At 68.3% G+C, this 25,120-nt stretch carries 18 protein-coding genes; 3 read left to right on the top strand and 15 right to left on the bottom strand.

Translation table 11 applies throughout. The annotated features are described in order from the left end of the window. The first annotated feature begins 287 nt into the window (after window positions 1-287). Window positions 288-1,880 (top strand): M28 family metallopeptidase, encoded by a 1,593-nt coding sequence (locus AB4Z01_RS26050; RefSeq protein ID WP_441698775.1) that lies wholly within the window; start codon window positions 288-290, stop codon window positions 1,878-1,880. Window positions 1,881-2,211: 331 nt separating this feature from the next. On the opposite strand, the gene ugpC is transcribed toward AB4Z01_RS26050, so the two are convergent. The 7 genes from ugpC to AB4Z01_RS26015 all read right to left on the bottom strand — a co-directional run bounded on the left by ugpC (window position 2,212) and on the right by AB4Z01_RS26015 (window position 13,315). Next, window positions 2,212-3,294, bottom strand: coding sequence for a sn-glycerol-3-phosphate ABC transporter ATP-binding protein UgpC (gene ugpC, locus AB4Z01_RS26045; protein WP_441698774.1), 1,083 nt, complete (start codon window positions 3,292-3,294; stop codon window positions 2,212-2,214). Beyond that, window positions 3,294-4,142 (bottom strand): sn-glycerol-3-phosphate ABC transporter permease UgpE, encoded by an 849-nt coding sequence (gene ugpE / locus AB4Z01_RS26040; protein ID WP_441698773.1) that lies wholly within the window; start codon window positions 4,140-4,142, stop codon window positions 3,294-3,296. Before ugpE ends, ugpC begins: the two co-directional genes overlap by 1 nt. Further along, the gene (gene ugpA, locus AB4Z01_RS26035) at window positions 4,139-5,023 is read right to left on the bottom strand and encodes a sn-glycerol-3-phosphate ABC transporter permease UgpA (RefSeq protein WP_441698772.1); all 885 of its coding nucleotides are present in this window, start codon (window positions 5,021-5,023) and stop codon (window positions 4,139-4,141) included. Before ugpA ends, ugpE begins: the two co-directional genes overlap by 4 nt. 147 nt (window positions 5,024-5,170) lie before the next feature. After that, complete coding sequence (ugpB, locus tag AB4Z01_RS26030) at window positions 5,171-6,472, bottom strand: sn-glycerol-3-phosphate ABC transporter substrate-binding protein UgpB (RefSeq protein WP_441698771.1); 1,302 nt, start codon at window positions 6,470-6,472, stop codon at window positions 5,171-5,173. A 134-nt stretch (window positions 6,473-6,606) separates the two neighbouring features. Further along, window positions 6,607-8,103 carry a glycerol kinase GlpK gene (gene glpK, locus AB4Z01_RS26025; protein WP_441698770.1) on the bottom strand — a complete coding sequence of 499 codons (1,497 nt, stop codon included), beginning with the start codon at window positions 8,101-8,103 and terminating at the stop codon, window positions 6,607-6,609. Window positions 8,104-8,197: 94 nt separating this feature from the next. Beyond that, the gene (locus AB4Z01_RS26020; RefSeq protein ID WP_441698769.1) at window positions 8,198-8,761 is read right to left on the bottom strand and encodes a regulatory protein RecX; all 564 of its coding nucleotides are present in this window, start codon (window positions 8,759-8,761) and stop codon (window positions 8,198-8,200) included. A 537-nt stretch (window positions 8,762-9,298) separates the two neighbouring features. Next, the gene (locus AB4Z01_RS26015; RefSeq protein WP_441698768.1) at window positions 9,299-13,315 is read right to left on the bottom strand and encodes a helix-turn-helix domain-containing protein; all 4,017 of its coding nucleotides are present in this window, start codon (window positions 13,313-13,315) and stop codon (window positions 9,299-9,301) included. A 389-nt stretch (window positions 13,316-13,704) separates the two neighbouring features. On the opposite strand from AB4Z01_RS26015, the gene nhaA reads away from it, so the two are divergent. Then, window positions 13,705-14,937, top strand: coding sequence for a Na+/H+ antiporter NhaA (gene nhaA / locus AB4Z01_RS26010; protein ID WP_441698767.1), 1,233 nt, complete (start codon window positions 13,705-13,707; stop codon window positions 14,935-14,937). Here nhaA and AB4Z01_RS26005 read toward each other — a convergent pair. The 6 genes from AB4Z01_RS26005 to AB4Z01_RS25980 all read right to left on the bottom strand — a co-directional run bounded on the left by AB4Z01_RS26005 (window position 14,891) and on the right by AB4Z01_RS25980 (window position 22,917). Beyond that, window positions 14,891-15,793 (bottom strand): lipid kinase, encoded by a 903-nt coding sequence (locus tag AB4Z01_RS26005; protein ID WP_441698766.1) that lies wholly within the window; start codon window positions 15,791-15,793, stop codon window positions 14,891-14,893. The two genes, nhaA and AB4Z01_RS26005, sit on opposite strands and share 47 nt — an antisense overlap. A gap of 264 nt (window positions 15,794-16,057) precedes the next feature. Further along, complete coding sequence (cueR, locus tag AB4Z01_RS26000; protein ID WP_441698765.1) at window positions 16,058-16,477, bottom strand: Cu(I)-responsive transcriptional regulator; 420 nt, start codon at window positions 16,475-16,477, stop codon at window positions 16,058-16,060. 78 nt (window positions 16,478-16,555) lie between these two features. Next, complete coding sequence (locus AB4Z01_RS25995; RefSeq protein WP_441698764.1) at window positions 16,556-18,724, bottom strand: heavy metal translocating P-type ATPase; 2,169 nt, start codon at window positions 18,722-18,724, stop codon at window positions 16,556-16,558. Between the two features lie 78 nt (window positions 18,725-18,802). After that, entirely contained in the window at window positions 18,803-20,302 is a 1,500-nt protein-coding gene (ansP, locus tag AB4Z01_RS25990; RefSeq protein ID WP_441698763.1) for an L-asparagine permease, read from the bottom strand. 252 nt (window positions 20,303-20,554) lie between these two features. Further along, a complete protein-coding gene (locus AB4Z01_RS25985) occupies window positions 20,555-22,276 on the bottom strand; it encodes a calcium-binding protein (protein ID WP_441698762.1) in 1,722 nt (573 codons plus the stop codon). 107 nt (window positions 22,277-22,383) lie between these two features. Then, a complete protein-coding gene (locus AB4Z01_RS25980; RefSeq protein WP_441698761.1) occupies window positions 22,384-22,917 on the bottom strand; it encodes a MarR family winged helix-turn-helix transcriptional regulator in 534 nt (177 codons plus the stop codon). A gap of 283 nt (window positions 22,918-23,200) precedes the next feature. Here AB4Z01_RS25980 and AB4Z01_RS25975 point away from each other — a divergent pair, with 283 nt between their 5' ends. Continuing rightward, on the top strand, window positions 23,201-23,536 hold the full coding sequence (locus tag AB4Z01_RS25975) for a cupin domain-containing protein (RefSeq protein ID WP_441698760.1): 336 nt from the start codon (window positions 23,201-23,203) through the stop codon (window positions 23,534-23,536). A 37-nt stretch (window positions 23,537-23,573) separates the two neighbouring features. Here AB4Z01_RS25975 and AB4Z01_RS25970 read toward each other — a convergent pair whose 3' ends face one another. Then, window positions 23,574-24,479, bottom strand: a complete 906-nt coding sequence (locus tag AB4Z01_RS25970) for an MBL fold metallo-hydrolase (protein ID WP_441698759.1) — start codon at window positions 24,477-24,479, stop codon at window positions 23,574-23,576. Window positions 24,480-24,649: 170 nt separating this feature from the next. Continuing rightward, on the bottom strand, window positions 24,650-25,120 hold a 471-nt coding region (locus AB4Z01_RS25965), incomplete at its 5' end, for an autotransporter outer membrane beta-barrel domain-containing protein (RefSeq protein WP_441698758.1).

Genomic DNA, 25,120 nt, shown 5'->3' with positions numbered 1-25,120 from the left:
TTTTCGGGGTCCGGGCGTTCGCGTCCGGACCCCTTTCCGTTTTGGCGCTTAAATAATTTGTCGGGCAAAACCTCAATAGAGTTTGTGCGCTGCAGAAGTTGTCAGACTAAATTCGAACTCTCAAATTTTGAAAAATATAGATCAAAAACAGATTCAAAAATTCTATTGACGTCTTTCGCGGCGCTGCCGGACAGTGCTGGGCAAGCGGGGCAGGCCGGAACCGAGGCCATTCGATTGCGCTCCGGGCGGCCACAAGCCCCACCGCAACGACTTGAAGGGGGACCATCGTGAAACTGCGTCATCTGGCGGCCGCCGTGCTGGCGACCGCCATCGCCATGCCTGCGTCCTCGGCCCTGGCCGCCACCACCAACGCCACCCCGTCGGCGGCCGCCCAGCGCGGCCTGATCGGTGACCTGATCACCGCGCTGATCAGCGCCGACCTGCAGCGGGCTGTCACGGTCGCCGGCATCCGCCAGCACCTGACCGCGCTGCAGGCGATCGCCACCGCCAATGGCGGCAACCGCGCCGCCGGCCTGCCGGGCTACAAGGCCTCGGTCGACTATGTGAAGCAGCGGCTGCAGCGGGCCGGCTACCAGGTCACGCTCCAGCCGTTCCCGTTCGACTTCTTCCTGGAGACCGGCACGCCGGAATTCGCGCGGGTGTCGCCGTCGCCGCGGACCTACACGCCGAACACCGATTTCGCGACCACGCTCTATTCCGCCTCGGGCGAGGTCACCGGCCGGGTGGTGCCGACCAGCAACATCGTGCTGCCGCCGACGCCGACGCCCAGCTCGGCCAGCGGCTGCGAGGCCGCCGACTATCCGCCGGAGACGGCGGGGGCGATCGCGCTGATCCAGCGCGGCACCTGCCCCTTCGCCCAGAAGGCGGAGATGGCGGAGGCGGCCGGCGCCATCGGCGTCATCATCATGAATGAGGGCCAGCCGGGCCGCACCGACGTGGTCGAGGGCGTCGGCCTCGGGAAGGCCCGGCCGTACCCGGGGGTGTTCACCACCTTCGAGATCGGCAACGAGCTGTACACCCAGGCCCAGTCCGGCCCGGTGACCGTCCGCATCAAGGTCCAGGCGATCAACGAGAAGCGGACGAACTGGAACGTGATCGCCGACACCCGGTTCGGCAATCCGAACAGGATCGTGACGGTCGGGGCGCATCTCGATTCGGTGCAGGTCGGCCCGGGCATCAACGACAACGGCAGCGGCACCGCGACCAATCTCGAGGTCGCCGAGCAGGTCGGCCGCCGCCAGTTGCTGCTGCGCAACAAGGTGCGCTTCGCCTTCTGGGGCGGCGAGGAGCTCGGGCTGCTCGGCTCGACCCATTACGTCGAATCGCTCAGCGACGCCGAGAAGGCGAAGATCCTGCTGAACCTGAACTTCGACATGCTGGCGTCGCCGAACTACGTGCGCTTCGTCTATGACGGCAACGGCTCCGACACGCCGGATGCCGGGCCGAACGGCTCGGGCCTGATCGAGAACGTGTTCCTGGCCCATTTTGCCCGCAAGAACCTGGCCACCACCCCGACCGCCTTCGACGGCCGGTCCGATTACGGCCCGTTCATCGAGAACGGCATCCCGGCCGGCGGCCTGTTCAGCGGCGCCGAGAACGTCAAGTCCGAGGCCGAGGCGCGGATCTATGGCGGCACGGCGGGCCAGCCCTATGATGCCTGCTACCACCAGCCCTGCGACGGCATCGCCAACATCAGCAACACGGCGCTGGACCAGTTCTCCGACGCGGTGGCGAATTCGGTGATCGTGTTCGCGATGCGGGCCGACCCGGTGACCGACACCGCGGAATTCGCGGCCTCGGCCGCCAAGCGCGCGGCCAAGCGCAGCCCGCTGTTCAAGGGCGCGCTGACCGTCCGCTGAGGGCAGCAGCCTGACGATTGGGGGCCGGGCTCTGCGTCCGGCCCTTTTTGCCGGCCAGGAGACCTGTCAACGATCTATCAGGACCATTGCAGACCATTGCCTCTCCCGCTTGCGGGAGAGGTCGGACATCCGAAGGATGTCCGGGTGAGGGGATAGCGGCCTGGCCGAAAGTGCCGCTTTGCCAGGAGCGAGTGCATGATCCGCCCCGTCCTGAAACGCTGATCCTGGTGTCGCGGCCGAGCCGCCCTCACCCGGTCTCGCTGCGCGAGACCGACCTCTCCCGCAAGCGGGAGAGGCAATATGTTCGCATACCTGCCAGGTCGCTCTGGAATTACCCCAGTGCCCGGCCGGTGCCGGGGTCGAACAGGTGCAGCTGGTCCTCCGGCACGGCGAAGGCCAGGCGGTCGCCGTCGCGCACCGGTGCCACGCCCGGCAGCCGGGCCAGCAGCGTGGTGCCGTCGCCCAGCCGGCCATGCAGCACCGTGTCGGCGCCCAGCGCCTCGACCAGCTCGACCGCGACCTCCAGCCGGTGCTCGGGATCGGCCGGGCCGTCCAGCGTCAGATGCTCGGGCCGGATGCCGGCCAGGACGCCGCGGCCGCCCAGCCCCGCCGCCCGCGGCGTGGCGACGCGCTGGCCGCCCGGCAGCACCACGCCGTGGCCATCCGCCGTCACCGTCGCCGGCAGGAAGTTCATCGCCGGCGAGCCGATGAAGCCGGCGACGAAGACCGAGGCCGGCCGCAGATAGATCTCCAGCGGCGGGGCGATCTGCTCGGCCGCGCCGCCATTCATCACCATGATCCGGTCGGCCAGGGTCATCGCCTCGACCTGGTCGTGGGTGACGTACAGGCTGGTGACGCCCAGGCGCGACTGCAGCCGCTTGATCTCGATCCGCATCTGGGTGCGCAGCTTGGCGTCCAGGTTGGACAGCGGCTCGTCGAACAGGAACACCGCCGGCTCGCGCACGATGGCGCGGCCCATGGCGACGCGCTGGCGCTGGCCGCCCGACAGCTGCCGCGGCTTGCGCTCCAGCAGGGCCGACAGCTCCAGCGTCCCGGCCGCCTCGCGCACCCGTCGGTCGATCTCGGCCTTGGACAGGCCCTGGATGCGCAGCCCGTACGCCATGTTGTCGTAGACCGACATGTGCGGATACAGGGCGTAGTTCTGGAACACCATGGCGATGTTCCGGTCCTTCGGCTCGAGCTTGTTCACCACCCGGCCGCCGATGGCGATGTCGCCGCCGCCGATGCTCTCCAGCCCCGCCACCATGCGCAGCAGGGTCGACTTGCCGCAGCCGGACGGGCCCAGCATGACCAGGAACTCGCCGTCGGCGATGGCGCAGTCGATGCCCTTGATGGTCTCCTGCGCGGCGCCGGGATAGGTCTTGCGGACCTGGCGGATCTCGACGGTGGCCATTATTTCTCGCTCTCGATCAGGCCCTTCACGAACCAGCGTTGCATGACGAGGACAATCACCACCGGCGGGATGATGGCCAGGATGGTGGTCGCCATCACCAGGTTCCATTCGGTGTCGGCGTCGGTGAAGGAGATCATCTTGCGCAGCGCGATGATGATCGTGTTCATGGAATTGTCGTTGGTCACCAAGAGCGGCCAGAGATACTGGGTCCAGCCATAGATGAAGGTGATCACGAACAAGGCCGCGATGTTGGTGCGCGACAGCGGCAGCAGGATGTCGCGCAGGAAGCGCAAGGGGCCGGCGCCGTCGATCCGCGCCGCCTCCACCAGCTCGTCCGGGATGGTCAGGAAGAACTGGCGGAACAGGAAGGTGGCGGTGGCCGAGGCCATCAGCGGCACGGTCAGCCCGGCATAGCTGTCGAGCAGGCCGAGATCCACGATCACCTGATAGGTCGGCACGATGCGCACCTCGACCGGCAGCATCAGCGTGACGAAGATCATCCAGAAGAACACCATCCGCAGCGGGAAGCGGAAGAACACGATGGCGTAGGCCGACAGCAGCGAGATCGTGATCTTGCCGACCGCGATCGCCAGCGCGACCACCGTGGTGTTCCACAGCACCCGGACCATGTCGACGCCGCCGATCCGGCCCGATCCGCCGAACAGCGCGCCACCGTAATTGGCCAGGAACTCGCCGCCCGGCACCATCGGCAGCGGCGGCGACAGGATCGCCTGGGTCGGGTAGGTCGAGGCGATGAAGGTGTAATAGACCGGGAAGGCGACCAGCACGATCCCGACGATCAGGACGAAATGGGCCAGCAGCGTGCCCAGCGGCCGGTTCTCGATCATGCGTAATGCACCCGGCGCTCGACATAGCGGAACTGGACGAAGGTCAGCGCGATCACCAGCACCATCAGGATCACCGACTGGGCGGACGAGACGCCCATCTGCTGGTTGACGAAGCCGTCATTGTAGACCTTGTAGACCAGGATCTCGGTCGACTTGCCGGGGCCGCCGCCGGTCACGGCGTGGATGATGCCGAAGGTGTCGAAGAAGGCGTAGACGGTGTTGACCACCAGCAGGAAGAACGACACCGGCGAGATCAGCGGGAAGATGATGGTGCGGAAGCGGTGGGCCGGCCCGGCGCCGTCGATCGCCGCAGCCTCGATCAGACTCTTCGGGATCGCCTGCAGCCCGGCCAGGAAGAACAGGAAGTTGTAGCTGATCTGCTTCCAGGCGGCCGCGGCCACCACCAGCGTCATCGCCTGGCCGCCGTTCAGCAGCGGGTTCCAGTCGAAGCCGGCCTGGCGCAGCAGCACCGCCAGCGTGCCCATCGACGGGTTGAACAGGAACAGCCACAGCATGCCGGCGATCGCCGGGGCGATGGCATAGGGCGACAGCAGCAGGGTGCGGTACAGGCCCTGGCCGCGCACCACCCGGTCGGCCATCACCGCCAGCAGCAGCGCCACCACCAGGGCCGAGACCGCGACCGCGACCGAGAACACGACCGTGACCTGCAGCGAGTTCAGATAGGCCGGGTCGCCCAGCACCCGGCCGAAATTGTCCAGCCCGACGAAGCGGGTCCGCAGGCCGAACGGATCCTCGCGCAGCATCGACTGGCGGATCGCCTGGGCGGCCGGCCAGAAGAAGAACACCAATGTGATCGCGATCTGCGGCGCCACCAGCAGATAGGGCAGGACGGTGTTCGGGAAGATCGCGCGACGGTTCATGCGGGGCGGGTCATCCCAATGCTCGTCTCCCCCTTTGCCGTCATTCCCGCGAAAGCGGGAATCTCGTCGGTGCGGAGATGGGAAGAGATCCCCGCTTTCGCGGGGACGACGAAGAGAGGAGGGGCGGCGAGCCGCCCCGCCACGGGCTTACAGGTCCGCGGCCTCCTTGATCGCGGCGTTGGCGCGTTCGACCGCCTTGTCGAGCGCGGTCTTGGCGTCCTGCTGGCCGTTCAGCATCAGCTCCAGCTCCTCGTTGATGATGTCGCGGACCTGCGGCAGGTTGATCACCCGCACGCCCTTGGAATTGTCGGTCGGCGCCTTGCCCATCATCTGCAGGATCGGGATCTCGCGGGCCGGGTTCTTGTCGTAGAAGCCGGACTTCTTGGTCTCCTCATAGGCCGCCACGGTGATCGGCAGGTAGCCGGACTTCTGGTGCAGCCGGGCCTGGATCGGGGTCTGCGACAGGAACTCGAAGAACTTGGCCACGCCCTTGTATTCGGCCTCGGGATGGCCGGCCAGGACCCACAGGCTGGCGCCGCCGGGGATGGTGTTCTGCGGCGCGCCCGCGGCCTCCGGATAATAGGGCAGGGTGCCGTTGCCGAAATTGATGCCCGACTTCACCACGTCGCCCAGCCCGCCCGAGGATTCGGTCATCATGGCGCATTCGCCGCTGGTGAACTTGATCTTGGCCTCGGAGGTGCGGCCGCCATAGGAGAACACGCCGGCCTTCTGCAGGTCGGCGATGGTCTGGAAGTGGCGGACATAGAGGTCGCTGTTGATCAGCAGCTGCGGGTCCAGCCCGGCCAGGCCGTTCTGCAGCGTGGCGTAGGGCACGTTGTTCCAGGCGGCGAAGTTCTCCTGCTGGATCCAGGTCAGCCAGGTCGAGGTGAAGCCGCAGGGCCAGCCGGCGGCCTTGATCTTCTTGGCCGCGTCGAACAGCTCCGGCCAGGTCTTGGGCGGCGTGTTCTCGTCCAGCCCCGCCTTCTTGAAGGCGTCCTTGTTGTAATAGAGGATCGGCGAGGAGCTGTTGTAGGGGAAGGACAGCAGCTCGCCATCGGCGGTGCTGTAATAGCTGACCACGCCGCCGAGATACTGCGACTTGTCGAAGGTGACGCCGTCGGCCTGCAGCACCTTGGCCACCGGGACCACGGCGCTGGAGGCAGCCATCATGGTGCCGGTGCCGGCGTCGAACACCTGCAGGATGTGCGGCGGCTGGCCGGCGCGGTAGGCGGCGATGCCGGCGTTCAGCGTCTCCGGATAGGTGCCCTTGAACACCGGCACGACCTTGTACTCGGCCTGGCTGTCGTTGAACTCCTTGGCCAGGGTCTCGACCACCTCGTTGTTCGCCCCGGTCATGGCGTGCCACCACTGGATCTCGGTGGCGGCGACAGCGGGCAGGCTGAGGGTCAGGGCCGCGGCGGCGGCGGCCGTGGCAAGGCGCAGTGTCATGGCGTCTCTCCCCGAATATCTTGGCTCGGCGCTCTCAGGGCGCCGCATCCCAGCACCATGCCAGCGCGCCGGGGCTTTTGCGACAATTTTCACATCCGCGCATCGGCGCGCGCAAACGCGCCCTGTCGAACCCGTCAGCGCGAGGAACTCCGGGCGCGCCGTACCGCCTTCTGCCAGCCCTCGTACAGCCGGCTGCGGGTGCCGGCCGGCATCGACGGCTCGAACAGCCGGTCGCGCTGCCAGGCCTCGGCCACCCCCTCGACCGAGGGGTAGACCCCGGCGGTCAGGCCGGCGAGGTAGGCTGCGCCCAGCGCCGTGGTCTCGATCACCTTCGGCCGCTCGACCGGGGTGTCCAGCATGTCGGCCAGCATCTGGCACAGCCAGTCATTCGCCACCATGCCGCCGTCGACGCGCAGCGCCTGGGGCTTGGAGCCGCCGTCGGCCGCCATCGCCTCCATCAGGTCGCGGGTCTGGAAGGCCACCGCCTCCAGCGCCGCGCGGGCGATATGGGCCGAGGTCGAATCCCGGGTCAGGCCCATGATGGTGCCGCGCGCCTCGGGGTCCCAATGCGGCGCGCCGAGGCCGGTGAAGGCCGGCACCAGATAGACCCCGGCGGAATCCTCGACCGACCGGGCCAGGGTCTCGCTCTCGGCCGCGTTCTTGATGATCTTGAGCCCGTCGCGCAGCCACTGGATGGTGGCGCCGGCGCTGAAGATCGCGCCCTCGATGGCATAGGTCGGCTTGCCGTTGACCCGATAGGCGGTGGTGGTCAGCAGGCGGTGCCGCGAGATCTTCGGCTTGTCGCCGATGTTCAGCAGGGCGAAGCAGCCGGTGCCGTAGGTCGACTTGATCATGCCGGGCTTGAAGCAGGCCTGGCCGAAGGTCGCGGCCTGCTGGTCGCCGGCCATGCCGGTGATCGGGATGGCGGCGCCGAACAGGATCTTGTCGGTGGTGCCGAAGTGGTGCGCGTTGTCGTGCACCTCCGGCAGAATCGCGCGCGGCACCCGGAACAGGGCCAGCAGCTCGTCGTCCCAGGCCTGGGTCCGGATGTTGAACAGCATGGTGCGGCTGGCGTTGGTGGCGTCGGTCGCATGCACCCTTCCGCCGGTCAGCCGCCACAGCAGGAAGCAGTCGACCGTACCGAAGGCCAGCTCCCCGGCCTCGGCCCGCCGCCTTGCGTCCGGGACATTGTCCAGCAGCCAGGCCAGCTTGGTGGCGGAGAAGTAGGAATCGATGATCAGCCCGGTCTTGGCCTGCACCGCGGTCTCGTGCCCGGCGGCCACCAGCTCGCGGCAGAATCCGGCGGCGCGGCGGTCCTGCCAGACGATGGCGTAGTGCAGCGCCCGGCCGGTCTGGCGGTCCCACAGCACCGTGGTCTCGCGCTGGTTGGTGATGCCGATGGCGGCGATGTGGTCGGCGGTCAGCCGGGCCCGGGCGATGGCGTCGCGGCAGGCCGACACGGTGTCGGACCAGATCCCCTCCGGGTCGTGCTCGACCCAGCCATCGGCCGGGTAGATCTGGCGCAGCTCGCGCTGCGCGCTGGCCACCGGCCGGCCCTGCGGGTCGAACACGATCGCCCGGGTCGATGTCGTCCCCTGGTCGATCGCCAGGACATATGTGCGTCGCCGCATCTCGCTTCCCCTGTCCCGACCCATGTTCGCAAAGCACTATCCGAAGCGCGTTTCCGAACGTCAATGGACCACCATGGTCCCCCGCACGACGGATTCAATCCTCCGCCGCCTCCAGCGCTGCCACGTCCGGCGCATCGACCACCGCCCGGCACAGACCCGACGCGAAGCCGGCCCGGGCCAGGACGGCCATGTCGCGCATCCGGTGCGCCGCCCGGTCCGTCCCGGTCCGGAACGGCCCCAGCCGGCGCCGCCGCGCCAGCCGGATCGCCGCCTCTCGGTCCGGATCCGTCCCGGGCGCGCCGCCATACAGGGACAGGGCGTCGGCCGCAACTGTCTCGTCGACGCCGGCCTCGCGCAGCTTGCCCCGGATCGCCCGGGTCGACCGGCCGCGCCGGGCCAGGCCGGCGATCCGCATCTCGGCGAATTGCGCGTCATCCAGCAGCTTCGACCGGGCCATGCGGTCCAAGAGCGCCGTGATCCGCGCCTCCACCGCCTCGACATCGACCTCGGCCCCGGCCTGCCGGGCCCGCCGGATCCGGCGCTGCAGCACCCGGCGCAGTTGCCCGGTCGAAGCGGCATAGCGGCCGAGATAATCCAGCGCCGCCCGCTCCAGGGCAGCATCGTCGAGCGCGGGCGGTCGGCGGGGCGGTCGGTCCATGCGCGAAGGTGCCCTGTCGGGGCGGCCGGTGCCAAGCAGCTTCGTAGGCTGGGCTCATGGCAGCGAACCCGGCCTTATATCAGCAGTCGCGCCGACGTCTCTTCCGCCGGGCCAGACCGCTAGCGAGCCCCGGTTGAAGGCCTTCCGCGAAGCCATCGACCGTGCTTTGCGGCAGGCGGCTGTCGTGCTGGAGCTCCGGACGGAGACGGGCTGTTCCTCAGCCGGAAGCGGAGTCGACCAGGGCGCCAGGTCTGGCCGAGAGGCGCCGATTTCGTTGAAAAAGTCGGGACGCTGCTCTCGTGCGTAACGAAGAGCCTGATGAAGAGCTATCTTCTTGCCATTTCCCGAATTTTGATCCCAAGTACTCGTGAGGGACTTTCTCAACGGTATCCGTCACTTCCAGTCATTGCCGCGGCTTCTTTAACCAGACGACAGCCGAACCCAGAAGGTCTGGCCATCTCGGGCTGCCAAGCGAGCTGGGGTGCATCAAAACCGGACACGGCCTGACATTCGGCAGACCGGCAGCAGCGCCGATTCTCAATACCAGTCCCTCTGCTCTGCGCTCTGGTCCTCCCGCTCGGCATCTGCCTCGTAGCCCGCCGCTATCCGTTCGAGGACGGCACGCGTCCGAGGCCACAACAAGGCGCTCGACTTGGCGTCCGACCGGTAGCGCGCGGCGAGATCGCGTTCCTGATCACCCCCGTCGGTCGGCATGCGCGTCGTCATGCCACGCCGATTATAGAGACCGATCGTGAATCCCTGGTCGATGTCGTCGTTGGCCACTTCTTCCAGAACGTCCCGCACGCCCTCCGGCGGCCAAGCCTCGCCGTTGACCCGTGTCGCAGCGGACAGGATTACGCCGATCTTGTAGTCAGCAATCTGAGTCCGATGCGCCGCTGCGCAGGCGATGCGTGCAGCGCGAACCCATGCCAGCAACTTGGCGCGGTCGATCACCCCATCGTCGTCGCTTCCGGGCACGCGGCGCCATGCTTCGAGGACTTGGAAAGCCTGGGTGACAGTCGCTTCGGCTGGAGCCGATGTGTCATCGTCCTCCTCCGTGCTAGCTGAGTAGAGCGTCTTGAGTAGCATCACGAAAAAGTTCGGGTCCTCCGAAAGCGCCTTTTCTAGTGACTTCGCCGGCCGCTGAGAATGTTCCAGCGCCTGGAAATAGATCCATTCGAGATTTATCAACTCGTGATCGAGGCCGCCGATCGTGTCGAGGCGCTCGAACACCTTGCCGACATACCAGGAGAACATGCCTCCATCGGCGTTACTCCCCTCGTTTGGTGCCTCCTGAATCGTCGACGGGTGCTTCAGGATCGTCAGAAGAATATCGGCAGGCATCTCGATCGACTCGTGCCCGGCTACGAATCTCAGCAGCGAGCGGCCACGCTCAACGGATAGGAACTTGTCGGTGATCCAGGCTATATCCTCGTCGGCGGGCACAGCATAGACGTTGAGCCTGCTCCAGTACGCACGCTCGACCTCGTCGCCCGCCTCGGCAATCAGCATCCAGTTTGAGCGCTTGGCGTCGAGCACGAAAGCGATAGCGAGCAATTCACTCGCCGGCCGGTGGTCGGCGATTGCGGCCGTCAGCCGCGCCCGGAGTTTGTCCTCGCCGCCCAGCTTCTTAAAGCCGAAGAGGAGTCCCTGCGCGAAACGCTCACCAACTCTCTTATCACGCGAGAAGGCTTCGGCGAGCAGTGCCTCCTTGGTGGCGGAGTCAGCCTCGCTCAACGCCGCGGCAACGCCAAGCGAATCCGGGCGCTCCAAGGTCAAGGCATAATCGATCAGCGCCGGCACCGAGAGTTCATCGATGATTTCTTCAAAGGCAGCAATCTGAGCCGTCTCGAGGCGGTCAGCCTGTTCCTGCCAACCCAACGTGGCGTCGAACCGAAGGGATTCTTGACCAAACAACCAAGCATTCCGTAGCGAAGCCGACGTCGGCTCCAGTGCTTCGAAAATCGAGCGTAGCGGTGCCAACTCATCATCCTTGAGTGACCACTCGGCTGTCGGAAATCCGGCGTGCTTGGCGATGAACGATCGCAACGTCTCCCGGAACGACAAGCGCTGTCCCTCGGGAAAGGTCGGGGCCGCCGCCACCAGCCGCTCGTACGCGCGCTCTCGCCAAGTTGGATCGAAACTGGGCCAATGGTCGAGCACGACAGCCCAACGGTCGCCATCCGCGCCGGCGGTATCGAGCAGCCGATCGCCAATCGCACCGTACATATGATGCAGTGACCGGTTGGTCAGTGCCTCGGGTTCGTCGGTCGAAAAGTCGCGCCAGAGGGGCTTGGATGTGGGACGGGTTACGCCCCGTCCGGTCGGCGCGATTGCGTGCAGCAAGTTCCAACCAACCTCGGGAAGGTTGACGAGGATTCGGTCGATCAGCTGGATGCGCTCGGCGGCGGTCGCGAAGGTCTGCGGTCGCCAAGGCAGAAAGATGCGTGCGAGCGTTTCCTTCGGTCGATTGCTCATCTTGCCGCCCGGATCAATCGCCGCGAGGCGCGCTAGGATCAGCGTGGCACGACCGACATAGTCGGCGCTCCAGCACAAGATCTCCAACGCCCAGAGCAGGTCGGCCAGATATTCCGTGTCGTGCAAGAAACCTTCGTCGCTACGAAACAGCGACGACATAGGACAGGGATCGGCCGCGAGGGCCTGTTCAATCGCTTCCAGGAATGGGTCGGGTGCCGCTTCCGCCAGACGCCGGAAATCGTGGGAGAGCGACCACCACAGACGCTCGTTTGCGCCATCCAAGAGCTTCTTGACCGCGCTCGGAGTACGATAGTGCGCGTCGGGAATGCCGGCCGCACGATCGCTGTAGACGCTGAGTGCAATAAGCGCTTCGCTCAGGCCGCGCCGAAGGTTGGGCGAGGCGTGCTTCGGGGGGCTCCGGTCCAGCTTCCAGCGGCGGTCACGATCGTCATAGGCTTGGTTGGCCTCGCCCAGCACTTCGAGGAAGCTGACGATCAGCAGGTCGATCTGTGCAATCGTCAACTGTCCCGCCAGCAAAAACCAGGCGTCACGCAGTGACGTCAGCTTCCATACCGAACCGGATCGACGAAGCGGTCCGTCTAACTTCGCGGCGAACGGCGCAAGGATCGCCTCGGCTTCGTCATAGGAAGCGCAGCAGAGCCGGGACAAGATCGCTCGGTCGACCGGATAGGCGCGATCCCATGCCCCTGCCAGCATGGCGCCCAGCAGAGCTGTCGATATCGGCGCCTGCGCCCAGGCCGGGCGCTGTGTCGGAGCGGCGGGCATCAAGCGGCGCAGGACAGCAAGGCTTCGGCCTGCATCCCTGGCGAGACGCCGCGCTTCCATCTGCTCGACACCCGCCTCATCCAAAATGGTCTCGATCGTATGGCGCCAAGCGCGGGGCAAGCGCATCACATTGGCCGGCGTGCCGACATCGGACCCGAAGGCAGCGAAGACGTGATGGCCTTCCTGGGCAAGCAGGCCGGCCAGACCAGGGTCGCCGCTAGTGAGAACGACCACTAGCTTGGCGCTAAGCCGGGAGATCTCTCGCGCAACGGCCTCGCTATCCGCAACGACGATCCTGCTCAGCCAATAGAGCCGGTCGGGATCGGGCAGCGGGTCGACTGCGGCGTAGAGAAAGGCGACAGCCTCGTCGACGGCCTCGGCTTGCACTGCCATAATTGACGGTTCGGCATTCAGCCAGCGCAGCAGCCTGACGGCCTCGTCATCGCGATCGGCACAGACAAGCTCGGTGCTGAGCGCCGGCGTCGTCGCCAGCGACCATTCCCGCCATACCTCCGTCAGATTGCGCAAGCCATTCGGCCGCCGGCCGGTTCGCACCGCAAACCACTCAGCGACGCCGGCGTGAAGCTCGAGCCAGTGGACGAGCGAATCACCGTCAAGCACCCGGACGTCCTTCCAGACGCCTTCGGCTCGTTTTGCCGCCGCCCACTCGTCCTTATGCGGCCAGCGATGCGGGGTCACAAACACGTAAGTTGTCTCCGCCGGATCGACTCCCAACGATCGCTCCGACCGCTTGCGGTAATCTTCCTCGGCCTTCCGCTCGATTCGCTGACGTTGCGCGCCGAGTTCCCAGACCGAGCGCCCTTGCGGTACGAAGGCGGTCGCGATGCTCGTTTCGCAGAAGCCATCCCAACCTGCGTGCTGGATGCTCTCATCGGCGGGAAAGCGCAGAGCGACGGGGCCGCAGCTTATCACGATCAGCCGGCTGATCAATTCAGGTAAAGCCGCAGGTCCATCGCGCCGAGCTGCCCATTGCGAAAGATCCTCCGCAGTGACCCACCGCAACGTCTGGCCGCCGGCGGCAGGCGCGACAATTTTCCGATCGATCGGACCAGTGACCGCACCGCCGGCGAGAAACTTTATCCCCTTTGTTTCGAGTGCCGCTTTGATGGCCAGGACGTTGTTCGCGACCGGCACTCGCTGCCCGCGCTCGAAATCTGCCAGTGTCGACGTAGCTATCCCAGCTGCGCGCGCAAGGTCATTTTGGGTCCACGCCAGTAGTGCGCGCCCTGCCTTAACTTGTCTCGCCGTTGGGGTATCTGCGTTATCCATCACGTCATATATATAATATGACATCAGATTTTTCAAGGTAAAGTCTGATCGCTGGCGGCCGCCTAGTTGTGGGGAGGTTGGAGAGGCGACATAGCTCCGGGCAGCTCGAAGGCCGGCGAAGGTCCTGAGGTCCGGTTTCGGAAGCTGTTGCTGAGACCGACAATGTCCGGTTCGGAGCAGTTCGAACGGCCTCCGAACGTCAGCAAAGCGGACCAAGCGGCCGTTCAGGCCGCGAGCAGCTTGCCGACCTCCCGACAGGCCGCACGGCCATTCCAGGTTCTCGGCAGGCGCTCGGCGTCGCTCGCGACCGGCCGTATCCCGATTCCGGTTGAGCCCGCCCCGCCAATCGCCCAACTTGGCGTCCTCGACACGACGCCGGACAGGAGCCGATGCCCGAGACCGTGAAGACGTGGCTGGTCCGCAAGCCGATCTCGGCGATCCGCTCCTTCCTCGAGGTCGAGGCGGCGGGCGGCATCGTGCTGATGGTGGTGGCGGTGCTGGCGCTGATCGCCGCCAACTCGCCGCTGGCCGGTGCCTACGACTCGCTGCTGCACCTGCCGATCGGCCTGCGCTTCGGCGACCTGGCGCTGGAGAAGACGCTGCTGCACTGGGTCAATGACGGGCTGATGGCGGTGTTCTTCCTGCTGGTCGGGCTGGAGATCAAGCGCGAGATCCTGCAGGGCGAGCTGTCGTCGCGCGAGACGCTGATGCTGCCCGGCATCGCCGCGGTCGGCGGCGTGGTGCTGCCGGCGCTGATCTATGCCGTGATCAATGTCGGCGACCCGACGGCGCTGCGCGGCTGGGCGATCCCGGCCGCCACCGACATCGCCTTCGCCCTCGGCGTGCTGTCGCTGCTGGGCAGCCGGGTGCCGGTGTCGCTGAAGGTGTTCCTGACCGCGCTGGCGATCATCGACGACGTCGCCGCGGTGGTGATCATCGCCCTGTTCTACACCGGCGACATCTCGCTGCCGTACCTCACCTGGGCCGTCGCCGGAATCGCCCTGTTGTGCCTGTTCAACTGGCTGCGGGTGCAGGCGCTGTGGCCCTATATGGTGGTCGGCGCCGTGGTCTGGCTGTTCGTGCTGAAATCCGGCCTGCACGCCACGCTGGCCGGGGTGGTGCTGGCCTTCCTGGTGCCGCTCGACCGCACCGCGGAGGACGAGGACGAGCCGCCGCTGCTGCGGCTCGAGCACAGCCTGCACGACTTCGTCGCCTTCCTGGTGGTGCCGATCTTCGGCTTCGCCAATGCCGGCGTGTCCTTCGCCGGCGCCAGCCTGGCGAGCTTTCTCGAGCCGGTGCCGTTCGGCATCGCCGCCGGGCTGGTGGTCGGCAAGTCGCTCGGCGTCGGCGTCGCCGCCTGGGCGTCGATCCGCCTCGGCTTCGCGGCCCTGCCGGCCGGGGCGACCACGGCCCAGCTCGCCGGCGTCTCGGTGCTGGCCGGGATCGGCTTCACCATGAGCCTGTTCATCGGCTCGCTGGCCTTCGAGGATCCCGGATTGCAGGCGGCGACCAAGATGGGCGTGCTGGCCGGGTCGCTGGTCGCGGCTGTCCTGGGCAGCCTGTGGCTGGTCGCGGTCAGCCGGCGGCGGGCGGTGCCGGCCGGGGATCGAACGGGGGACTGAACACCCGCACCGCCTTCGGCAGCACCCGGAACTTGGCCGGGGTGTGGGTCGTCACCTCGCCGTCGGTGTTGACGTCGCGCGGCCGGCGGGTGCGGATCTCGACCGACCGGCAGCGGAAGGCATGCACCTCGTCCCAGCGGCCGTGCCGCCCGGCGCGGAAGGACGGGTACATCAGCGCCAGCCACAGCCAGTGGTCGACCTCGATCGAATAGACGTCCAGCATGCCGTCATCCGGCGCCGCATCCTCGGCGATGGCCATGCCGCCGCCGTAGAAGCGCCCGTTGCCGACCGCGATCTGGATGCTCTTGCCGCGGATCACCCGCCCGTCATCGATGCGGATCTCGGCGGTGAAGCGCTCCAGCCGCCGCACCAGCCGCAGCGCGGCGAGGATATAGCCGAAGCGGCCCCAGCGCTTCTTGGTGCCGCCGTCCAGCGACTTCGCCAGGTCGACGCTCATGCCCAGGCTGGCGACGTTGAAGAAGGGCCGGCCGTTGACCTCGCCCAGGTCGATGGCACGCATCCGGCCGTCGACGATGACCCGCGCCGCCTCCACCGGGTCGGTCGGCAGCTCCAGGGTCCGGGCCAGGTCGTTGGCGGTGCCCAGCGGCAGGATGCCGAGCGGCAGCCCGGTCTCCATCAGCGCCGGCGCGGCGCGGTTCAGCGTGCCGTCGCCGCCGCCGATGATGACGCATTCGACCGCGGCGGCGTGGCGCCGGATCAGCGTGTCGACATCGTCGTTCAGCGGCCGAACCGGCTCGACCCCGCCCTCGATCAGGGTCCTGATCACGGCATCGAGGCCGGTCTCGGCCCGGCTGGCCTTCGGATTGACCAGGAACAGCGCCCTAATAGCCCGCATTTCTCAAACCCCTTAGGCCCTGCGTCGCCTTGCGGGGAGTCGAATGAGGGCGCGGGCCACGAAGAGCGTATCGGGTCATACGGTCGAGTGGCCCGCGCCCGCAGGCGGCCGCCGCAAGGCGACCCTCCGGGCCGTCGTCCCATGCCGGCAGGGTACGTCGCCGCGCTTGCCCGATGTGCCGCATCGCGCGGCGCGCGGCTCCTGCCCTGCCGGCATGGGACAACGGCGCAGGGCCTAAGGGGTTTGAGAAATGCGGGCTTCCGATCATCGCATCGCGGCGAGGGCTTCGCGGCGCGGCGGGGCGCCGGCCAGCTCGTCGATGATCGGGCAGTCGGGGTCACGGCCGCCGGGGCATTGATGCACCAGCGTGCCCAGGCTCTCGCGCAGCGCCTCCAGCTCGCGGATCTTGTCGTTGATCTCGACGATGCGGGTCGAGGCCAGCTCCTTCACCTGGGACGAGCAGCGCGTCGGGTCCTCGTACAGGGTCAGCAGGGCGCGGCACTGCTCGATGGTGAAGCCGAATTCGCGCGACCGGCGCAGGAAGCGCAGCACTTCCAGCGCATGGGCGCCGTAGTCGCGATAGTTGTTGTCGCGCCGATCCGGCCGGACCAGCCCGATCTCCTCATAGTAGCGGATGGTCTTCGCCGGCAGGCCCGAATGCCGCGCCGCCTCGCCGATATTCATCGCCGTCGCCTCTCCCTCGCCCTTGCAGTGGAGCGCATCGGACGCCCGCTACGCAAGTGCCCGATGCGGCCCCGCGCCCTACCCCCGCGGTCGCCAGCGCCGCAGCAGCAGCGCGTTGGCGACGACGCTGATGCTGCTCAGCGCCATCGCCGCGCCGGCGAGCGCCGGATTGAGCAGGCCCAGCGCCGCCAGCGGCAGCCCGATCACGTTGTACGCAAAGGCCCAGAACAAGTTCTGCCGCACCTTGTTCCAGGTCGCCTGGCTGATCGCCAGCGCATCGGCCACCAGCCGCGGGTCCGGCCGCATCAGCGTGATCGCCGCCGCCTCCAGCGCCACGTCGGCGCCGCCGCCCATGGCGATGCCCAGATCGGCCTCGGCCAGGGCCGGGGCGTCGTTGATGCCGTCGCCGACCATCGCCACCCGGGCGCCGCCGGCGCGCAGCCGGGCCACGGCGCCGGCCTTCTCCTCCGGCCGCACCGGGGCGTCGACCGCGGTGATGCCGATCCGGCCCGCGACGCTGTCGGCCACGGCGCGGGCGTCGCCGCTCAGCATCCGCACGGCGATGCCCGCCGCGACCAGCCTCGCCACCGCCTCGGCCGCGCCGGGCTTCAGCGGGTCGGCCACGGCGATGGCGCCGCGCACCTCGCCCCCCGCCGCGACCAGCATGGCGGTGCGGCCGGCGGCCTCATGCCCGCCGATCGCCTGCGCCAGCGCCTCGGGCAGGACCGCCTGGATCTCCCGCATCAGCGCGGCATTTCCGATGGCGACGCTGGTGTCGTCGACCGTGCCGACGACGCCGCGGCCTGGCCGGGCCGTGATGCCGGACGCCGCGGGAACCGACAGGCCGCGCCGGGCCGCCTCGGCCTCGACCGCCCGGGCCAGGGGATGCTCGCTGCCGGCCTGCACCGCGGCGGCCAGGGCCAGCAGGGCATCGACGTCGCCGCCGATCACCTCGGTCACTGCGGGCCGGCCCTCGGTCAGGGTGCCGGTCTTGTCGAACACCACGGTGTCGATCCGCGGCGCCCGTTCGATCGTCTCGATGTCGCGGATCAGGATGCCGGCGCGGGCCGCGGCGCCGGTGCCGGTGACGATCGCGGCCGGCGTCGCCAGCCCCATGGCGCAGGGGCAGGCGATCACCAGCACCGCCACGGCGGCGCCCAGCGCCTGGTCCAGGCTGCCGCCGGCCACCAGCCAGCCGGCGAAGGTCAGGATCGCGAGCGCCAGCACGATCGGCACGAACACGGCGCTGATGCGGTCGACCAGCTTCTGGATCGGCGCCTTGCCGGACTGCGCCGCCTCGACCAGCCGGACGATCCGGGCGATGGTCGAATCCTCGCCCACCGCCGTCGCCTCCAGGGTCAGGGCGCCGGTGCCGTTCAGGGCGCCGGCGGCGACCATGTCGCCCGGCCGCTTGGCCACCGGCAGGCTCTCTCCGGTCACCAGCGATTCGTCGACCTCGCTCTCGCCCGCCTCGACCCGGGCGTCGACCGGGAAACGCTCGCCGGGGCGGACCAGGATGCGGTCCCCAGGCGCAAGGTCGGCCACCGGCCGCTCGACCGGGCCGTCCGCGGTCAGCACCCGCGCCGTTTCCGGCCGCAGCGCCATCAGCGCGCGCAGCGCGGCGCCGGCGCCGCGCTTGGCCCGCGCCTCCAGCCGCTTGCCCAGCAGCACCAGCGTGATCACCACGGCGGCGGCCTCGAAATACAGATGGCCCATCGCCATGCCGCCATGCAACGCCACCTGCACCGCGCTGTAGCCCCAGGCGGCGCTGGTGCCGAGCGCGACCAGCACGTCCATGCCCGGGCTGCGGTGGCGCAGCGAGGCCCAGGCGCCGCGGTAGAAGCGGGCGCCGGCCCAGAATTGCACCGGCGTCGCCAGCACCAGCTCGGTGATCGGCGACAGGTGCCAGGGCAGGCCCAGCGCCATCGCCACCATGTTCAGCACTAGGGGCAGGGTCAGCAGGATCGCCGCGGCCAAAGTCGCGGTCTCGATCCAGGGCCGGCCCTCCGTCTCCTCGGTGACGGCGGCCGGCGCGCGCACCTCATAGCCGGCGCCGCGCACCGTCTCGGCCAGCGCGGCGCGGTCCGGCCCGTCCGGGGCGACGGCGATGTCCGCCCGCTCCAGCGCCAGGTTGACGGTGGCCTGCAGCACGCCGGGCGTGCGGGACAGGGCGCGCTCGACCCGGGTCGCGCAGGCGGCGCAGGTCATGCCGGTGATGTCCAGTCGGACGGTCGATGTCGTGGTCATGACCGGGAGATGGGGCTTCCAGAAGCTGGAAGGTCAAGCCCCCATCGGATCCCGGTCATGCAAGACGCGCAAACCGGCTCAGGAAAGGCCGTCGGGCTGCGGCACCAGCGGCTCGTGCTCCGCCATCGGGCTGTCGGGCCGCAGCGCCAGCACCTTCTTCCGTGCCAGCATCCAGCCGACCAGCAGGCCGAGGCCGATCAGCGGCAGCGCCGCCACGGTCAGCGACCCGACCGGGTAGTCCAGCGCCATCAGCACCAGCACGCCCAGCAGGAACAGAAGGGTGATCCAGCTGCTGACCGGCGCCCCCGGCATGCGGAACGACACCGGATCGGCCTCGCCCCGCCGGATCGCCCGGCGCAGCGCCAGCTGGCAGACCAGGATGAAGGCCCAGGTGCTGATGATGCCCAGCGAGGCGATGTTCAGCACGATCTCGAACACCTGCGACGGCACCACGTAGTTCAGCACCACGCCGACGGCGTAGATCGCGACCGTCACCAGGATGCCGGCATAGGGCACCTTGCGCGCGTTCATCCGCGAGAGCAGCTCGGGCGCCGACCCGCCCATCGCCAGCGACCGCAGCACCCGCCCGGTGGAGTAGAGGCCGGAGTTCAGGCTGGATAGCGCCGCGGTCAGCACCACGATGTTCATGATCGTGCCGATGCCGGGCACGCCCAGCGCGCCGAAGAAGGTGACGAAGGGGCTGGTGCCGGCCTGGTACGCGGTCCAGGGCAGCAGCAGCACCAAGAGGACGACCGAGCCGACATAGAACAGCGCGATGCGCCAGATCACGCTGTTGATCGCCCGCGGCAGGATCTTGCGCGCGTCCTCGGTCTCGCCGGCGGCGGTGCCGATCAGCTCGATCCCGGCATAGGCGAAGACCACGCCCTGGACGATCACCACGGCGGGCAGCAGGCCGTGCGGGAAGATGCCGCCATTGTCGGAGACCAGCTGCAGCCCGGGCGCGTGGCCGGCCACCTCCATGCCGCTGCCCAGGATCAGGGTGCCGATGATCAGGAACAGCACCAGCGCCGCCACCTTGATCAGCGAGAACCAGAACTCCATCTCGCCGAACCATTTGACGCCGACCAGGTTCATCACCGTGACGACGCCCAGCGCCGCCAGCGCGAACAGCCATTGCGGCACGTCGCCGAACATCGGCCAGTACTTCATGTACAGGGCCACGGCGGTGATATCGACGATGCCGGTCATCGCCCAGTTCAGGAAGAACATCCAGCCGGCGACGAAGGACGCCTGCTCGCCCAGGAACTCGCGGGCATAGGAGACGAAGCTGCCGGAGGTCGGGCGGTGCATCACCAGCTCGCCCAGCGCCCGCAGGATCAGGAAGGAGAAGAAGCCGCAGACCAGGTAGACCAGCGCCAGGGCCGGGCCGGCCAGCTGCAGCCGGCCGCCGGCGCCGAGGAACAGCCCGGTGCCGATGGCGCCGCCGATGGCGATCATCTGCACCTGCCGGGATTTCAGGCCCTTGTGATAGCCGTGTTCATGGGAGTCGAGCCAGGCTCGCTTGTCGGCGGCAGGGCCGCGGGCGGCCCTGAAGGCCGGCGGGGTGATCTTGGTCACTGTTTCTTCCGCGCTTGTTCTTGGGCATTGTTTTTATTGTGCCGCGGTGACCCGCGGGGGGCGGACGCTAGGACGCGGCGGAAGAGATTGTCAACGCGAGGACTGCGACTTCTGCCAGATCAAGCCGGAAGTCTGGGATCTCGGCGGACTTTCGAGATGAAATCTCAATTTTGTTTCGAATTTTCCGGACTCGAATCGATCCGATGCCGGCGCGATCGGCCCGGACGCCGCAAGCGTCCGGGCCGCGCCCGGCTACAGGACGAAATCCGCCGCAGTCAAAGCGTGGTCGGAATAGACGGTGATCAGCGCGTCCTCGACATGGTTGCCGGTGGTCTCCAGATAGACGCCGTAGCGGCCGCCGGCGAAGGCCAGCACCCGGACCTGCCCCGCCCCGGTGAAGGCGCCGGTGCCGAAGGTGAAGGCGGTGTCGCCGTTCTCGCCATTGCCGTCGGCGTCGATCAGCGCCAGGTTGATCAGGTCGCCGATGCTGAAGTCGAGGATCGTGTCCCGGCCGGCGGCCGCGACGGTGCTGTCGCCGGTCGCGGCATAGGAGAAGTGGTCGTTGCCGGCGCCGCCCTTCAGCACATCGGCGCCGCCGCCTCCGGTCAGCACGTCGTCGCCGGCCATGCCCCACAGCGTGTTGGCGGCGGCATCGCCGGTGATCACGTCGACGAAGGCCGAGCCTATCACCTGTTCGATCTGCAGCAGGATGTCGCCCGCCGCATCGCCGCCGGTGGAGGTGCTGCCGATCGCCAGGGTCACGCCGGCGGCCGAGGCGACATAGCTGGCCGTGTCGATGCCGGCGCCGCCGGTCAGGGTGTCGGCCCCGGCCCCGCCCTCGAGAATGTCGTTGTCGTCGCCGCCATCGAGCGTGTCGTCGCCGGCGCCGCCGACGAGGCTGTCATTGCCGGCATCGCCGAAGCTCTGGTCGGTCTCGGTCCCGGCATCGATCGAATCATTGCCGGCGCCGCCGTGCAGGATGTCGACCCCGGCGCCGCCGACGACCCGGTCGTTGCCGTCGCCGCCGTTGACCTGGTCGTCGCCGGTCTCGCCGGCCAGCGAGTCGTCGCCGGCATTGCCCGCGATCACGTCGTTGCCGGCCTCGCCGCCGATGACGTTGCGGAAGGCGTTGCCGGAGAGGATGTCGTCGTGGCTGGAGCCGTAGACGTTCTCGATTCCGGTCAGCTGGTCGCCGTTGGCGTCGCCGTTGAGGTACACGCCGTTCAGCAGGTCGACGAACACCCCGACGCTCGAGCCCTGGTAGTTCGCCTGGTCGATGCCGGCGCCGCCGTCCAGGGCATCGGCCCCGGCGCCGCCGCGCAGCACATCGTCGCCGTCGAGGCCAACCAGGTAATTGGTGCCGGCACCGCCGAGCAGCCGGTCGTTGAAGGCCGATCCCGCGGCACCCTCGATGCTGCTGAGGGTGTCGCCCTGGGCGTCGCTGCCGGTGCCCGTGCCGGCGGCCAGATCGACCGTCACGGCGCCCGGCGACAGGTCGTAGCGCGCGACGTCGATGCCGGCGCCGCCGTTCAACTGGTCGGCGCCGCCCGCGCCCGCGAGGTTGTCGTTGCCGTCCCCCCCGATCAGGATATCGGCCGTGCCTGCGAAGGACCGCAGCAGCACCGCGCTGGCGGAGTTGAGCGCACTGGCGTTGAGGATCACCTGGACATCCGCGAGGGCGAGGACGGTCAGCAGCCCGCCGGAGGCGTTGCCGATGTAGAAATCCTGCCCGATCGTCAGGTTGATCGTGCCGCCGAAGCTCTGCGGCGAGACGGTGGCGAAGCCGGTGATGCCGGCATAGCCGTTCAGGTTCAGGACGACGTCCCCGGCGATCGCGAAGCCGAGGAGCGCGCCCGACGCGCCGGTCACGGTGTCGGTGGTGTCGAAGAAGGCGAGGTTGCCGACGACGGCCTGCTCGCCCGGGCCGACCGAACCCACCTCCGGCCCGTCCACGGTGAAGAAATAGTTCGCCAAGGCTGCCTCCCCGAGATTGCGGAGTTTTTGTTGAAAATCCCAGACTCAGGGCAGCTTACAGGAGAGACCCGTCAGCGCATAACCAAGGATGTCGCCGGCATCTGCGGTCAGCCCGGGCCTCCGCCGCGCGCCGGATCGGATTCGATGCCGGCGATCAGCTTGCGCAGCAGGGCCGCCAGCGCCGCGCGCTCCTGCGGGTCCAGGGCCTGCAAGGCGGCGGCCTCATTCGCCATGTCGGCGCGGAACGCCGCCTCGGCCCGCGCCGCGCCGTCCTCAGTCAGCACCACCAGCACGCTGCGCCCGTCCTGCGGCGACTTCTCGCGCCGGATCAGCCCCGCCTTCTCCAGCCGGTCCAGCCGGTGAGTCAGCCCGCCCGACGACATCATCAGCGCGGTGTACAGCTCGGTCGGCGTCAGCCGATAGGGCGGCCCGGACCGGCGCAGGGTGCCGATCACGTCGAACTCGCCGCGGTCCAGGCCGAAGCCGGCGAAGGTCGCCTCGATGCTGGGGCGCACCAGGTTCGACAGCCGGTAGGCCCGCCCCAGGATCGTCATCGGTTCGGTGTCCAGGTCGGGCAGCTCTCGTGCCCATTGCCGACGCAGCCGGTCGACATGGTCCGCGGTTCCGTCGGCGTCCGTCATCCCTGTTCTCATTCGTCGATCCCGCAGGCGAGGCCTTTCAGAATCCCCGCCCCGTCATCCCCGCGAAAGCGGGGATCTCTCGACAGCTTCACCGGACAGAGATTCCCGCTTTCGGGGGAATGACGGCAGGGGGATAGGGCGGGCGTTCTGGAAAGGTGTTGCAGCCCACACATACGCCCTGCGCCGCAGCCCGCCAAGATATCTTGACGAGAAGATAACTCGACCATATATCTTCTCGTGAAGATACTTCGCCGCCATCGGCGGCACGCAGGGGAGATCGGAGATGTTCCAGGTCCGTCGCCACCGGGAGCCGCAGCCGGGCCAGAGCCGGACGGTCCGTTTCGAGGGCCGCGAGTTCGGCAGCGCGGTGTCGTGCTTCCTGGTCGACGCCGCGCCGGGCCAGGGATCGACGCTGCATGTGCACCCCTATCCCGAGACCTGGATCGTCCGGGCGGGCGAGGCCGAGTTCACCGTCGGCGGCGAGACCACGAAGGGCTATCCGGGCGACATCGTCGTCGCCGCCGCCAACGTGCCGCACCGCTTCGAGAACACCGGCACCGGCCGGCTCGAGCTGATCGGCATCCATCCCAGCGACACCATCGTGCAGGCGCTGGTGTGAGGCGACACCGGGATCCGATGCCCTGACCCGATAAGGGTCAGTAATTCCACAAGGCCGGCACCCAGCGATAGCCCGCGCCGACGGCCGCCACCCGGCAGACCGACGGGAACGACAGGTGCGTGGCCAGGATCGGTTCGCCGGTCGCCGCCAGCTCCCGCAGAAGCCGGGCCCGGACGCGGACCGCCTCCTCGGGGTCGTGTTCGAAGCCGTTATGCCACTCGAGGTGCTCGAAGCCGTGCGGGAGTATGGCGTCGCCGACGAAGGTCAGGCGATCGCCGCCGGAGGCCAGGCGGACCATGCTGTGCCCGGGCGTGTGGCCGCCGGTGCGGGTGACCACCACCCCCGGCGCCACCTCATGATCCGTCTCGAAGGTCTGCAGCTTGCCGCCGTACTGGGCCAGGAACCGCTTGGCGGCCGACCGGATCATCTCCTGCAGCGGCCCGGGCATGGCGGTGCGGGAGAAATCGGGCGCCTCCCAGAACCCGGCCTCGGCGGCCGATGCGTGGATCCGGACGTCCGGCCGCAGCTGGTCCTGAACCCCGTCGACGAGCAGCCCGCCGACATGGTCGAAATGCATATGGGTCAGCACCACGTCGGTCACGGATGCCAGGTCGACGCCGGCGGCCTCCAGCCGCGACGACCACCGCCCGGTCCGCGGGAAGTTCGGGGCCTCCATTCCCAGCCCGGAATCGATGAGGATGGTCCGGTCGCCGCTCCGGACCACGACCTCGTTCAGCGCCCAATCCATCACCTCGGTCTGCAGCCGCTCGCGCAGCCAGGCCGACCGGACGGCCGGATCGGCGTTGGTGGCCATCGCCTCGGCCGAGATCGATATCACCCCGTCGCTGACCACCATGACGTCGATCTCGCCGACCTGCAGCGCGTAGCGCGACAGCACCAGCTCGTCAGGCCCCGGCGCACCGGGTGTCTTGTCCAGGTACATGCTCGCCTCCTGCTGAACGCCTTACCCCGACATGGGCGACGCTACGGCGAGGCATGTTCGCGGTCGATTGGGTCGACGGAGAGGACGAGCCATACCGGGGGATAGGTTTCGTCATTCGACGACCGGGCCGCAGGTCTCCCCGCGGCCCGGCTCGCTGATGGTCTTCGCCGTCAGAAGTGGTAGGCGGCTCTTGCGCTGGCGGACTGGCTGAGGAACTCGCCGCCGAGATCGGCGGTGTATTCGCCCTTCAGCTCGAAGTCGCCGGCCCGGAACAGCTGCAGCCCGACATCGATCCGGCCCAGCACCTCCGGCGAGTCGATCTGGTCGCTGAAGGTGCCGTTGGCCGAGGACGCCCCGGCGAAGCTGGAATGGATCGTCCGGCTGTTGTCCGGCAGGTAGCTCATGCCGAAGGCGACATAGGCCCGCAGCGCGGTCTCCGGATCCAGGTCCAGCCGGCCGCCGAACTCCACCATCGGCGACAGCGCCACGCTGGTCTTGCTGCTGCCGCGGACGTCCAGCGCGTACAGGTCGTCGCCCTTCTCCTCGAAGCCGGGCAGGTCGGTGTAGACCACGTCGAGGTCGCCATAGGGCCGGATGTACCAGTCGGCGAAGGCGAACTCATAGGCGGCGCGCAGCCGGCC

The organism is Inquilinus sp. YAF38, from assembly GCF_052113205.1.
GTDB lineage: Bacteria > Pseudomonadota > Alphaproteobacteria > DSM-16000 > Inquilinaceae > Inquilinus.
Note: the sequence above shows the minus strand (reverse complement) of the source record. Positions and strands in the feature narration are given on the sequence as shown.

Coding starts and splice junctions, on each gene's coding strand:
- ugpC (WP_441698774.1), bottom strand. CDS start 3,294: ATGGCCACCGTCGAGATCCGCCAGGTCCGCAAGACCTATCCCGGCGCC.
- ugpE (WP_441698773.1), bottom strand. CDS start 4,142: ATGATCGAGAACCGGCCGCTGGGCACGCTGCTGGCCCATTTCGTCCTG.
- ugpA (WP_441698772.1), bottom strand. CDS start 5,023: ATGAACCGTCGCGCGATCTTCCCGAACACCGTCCTGCCCTATCTGCTG.
- ugpB (WP_441698771.1), bottom strand. CDS start 6,472: ATGACACTGCGCCTTGCCACGGCCGCCGCCGCCGCGGCCCTGACCCTC.
- glpK (WP_441698770.1), bottom strand. CDS start 8,103: ATGCGGCGACGCACATATGTCCTGGCGATCGACCAGGGGACGACATCG.
- AB4Z01_RS26020 (WP_441698769.1), bottom strand. CDS start 8,761: ATGGACCGACCGCCCCGCCGACCGCCCGCGCTCGACGATGCTGCCCTG.
- AB4Z01_RS26015 (WP_441698768.1), bottom strand. CDS start 13,315: ATGGATAACGCAGATACCCCAACGGCGAGACAAGTTAAGGCAGGGCGC.
- nhaA (WP_441698767.1), top strand. CDS start 13,705: ATGCCCGAGACCGTGAAGACGTGGCTGGTCCGCAAGCCGATCTCGGCG.
- AB4Z01_RS26005 (WP_441698766.1), bottom strand. CDS start 15,793: ATGCGGGCTATTAGGGCGCTGTTCCTGGTCAATCCGAAGGCCAGCCGG.
- cueR (WP_441698765.1), bottom strand. CDS start 16,477: ATGAATATCGGCGAGGCGGCGCGGCATTCGGGCCTGCCGGCGAAGACC.
- AB4Z01_RS25995 (WP_441698764.1), bottom strand. CDS start 18,724: ATGACCACGACATCGACCGTCCGACTGGACATCACCGGCATGACCTGC.
- AB4Z01_RS25980 (WP_441698761.1), bottom strand. CDS start 22,917: ATGACGGACGCCGACGGAACCGCGGACCATGTCGACCGGCTGCGTCGG.
- AB4Z01_RS25975 (WP_441698760.1), top strand. CDS start 23,201: ATGTTCCAGGTCCGTCGCCACCGGGAGCCGCAGCCGGGCCAGAGCCGG.
- AB4Z01_RS25970 (WP_441698759.1), bottom strand. CDS start 24,479: ATGTACCTGGACAAGACACCCGGTGCGCCGGGGCCTGACGAGCTGGTG.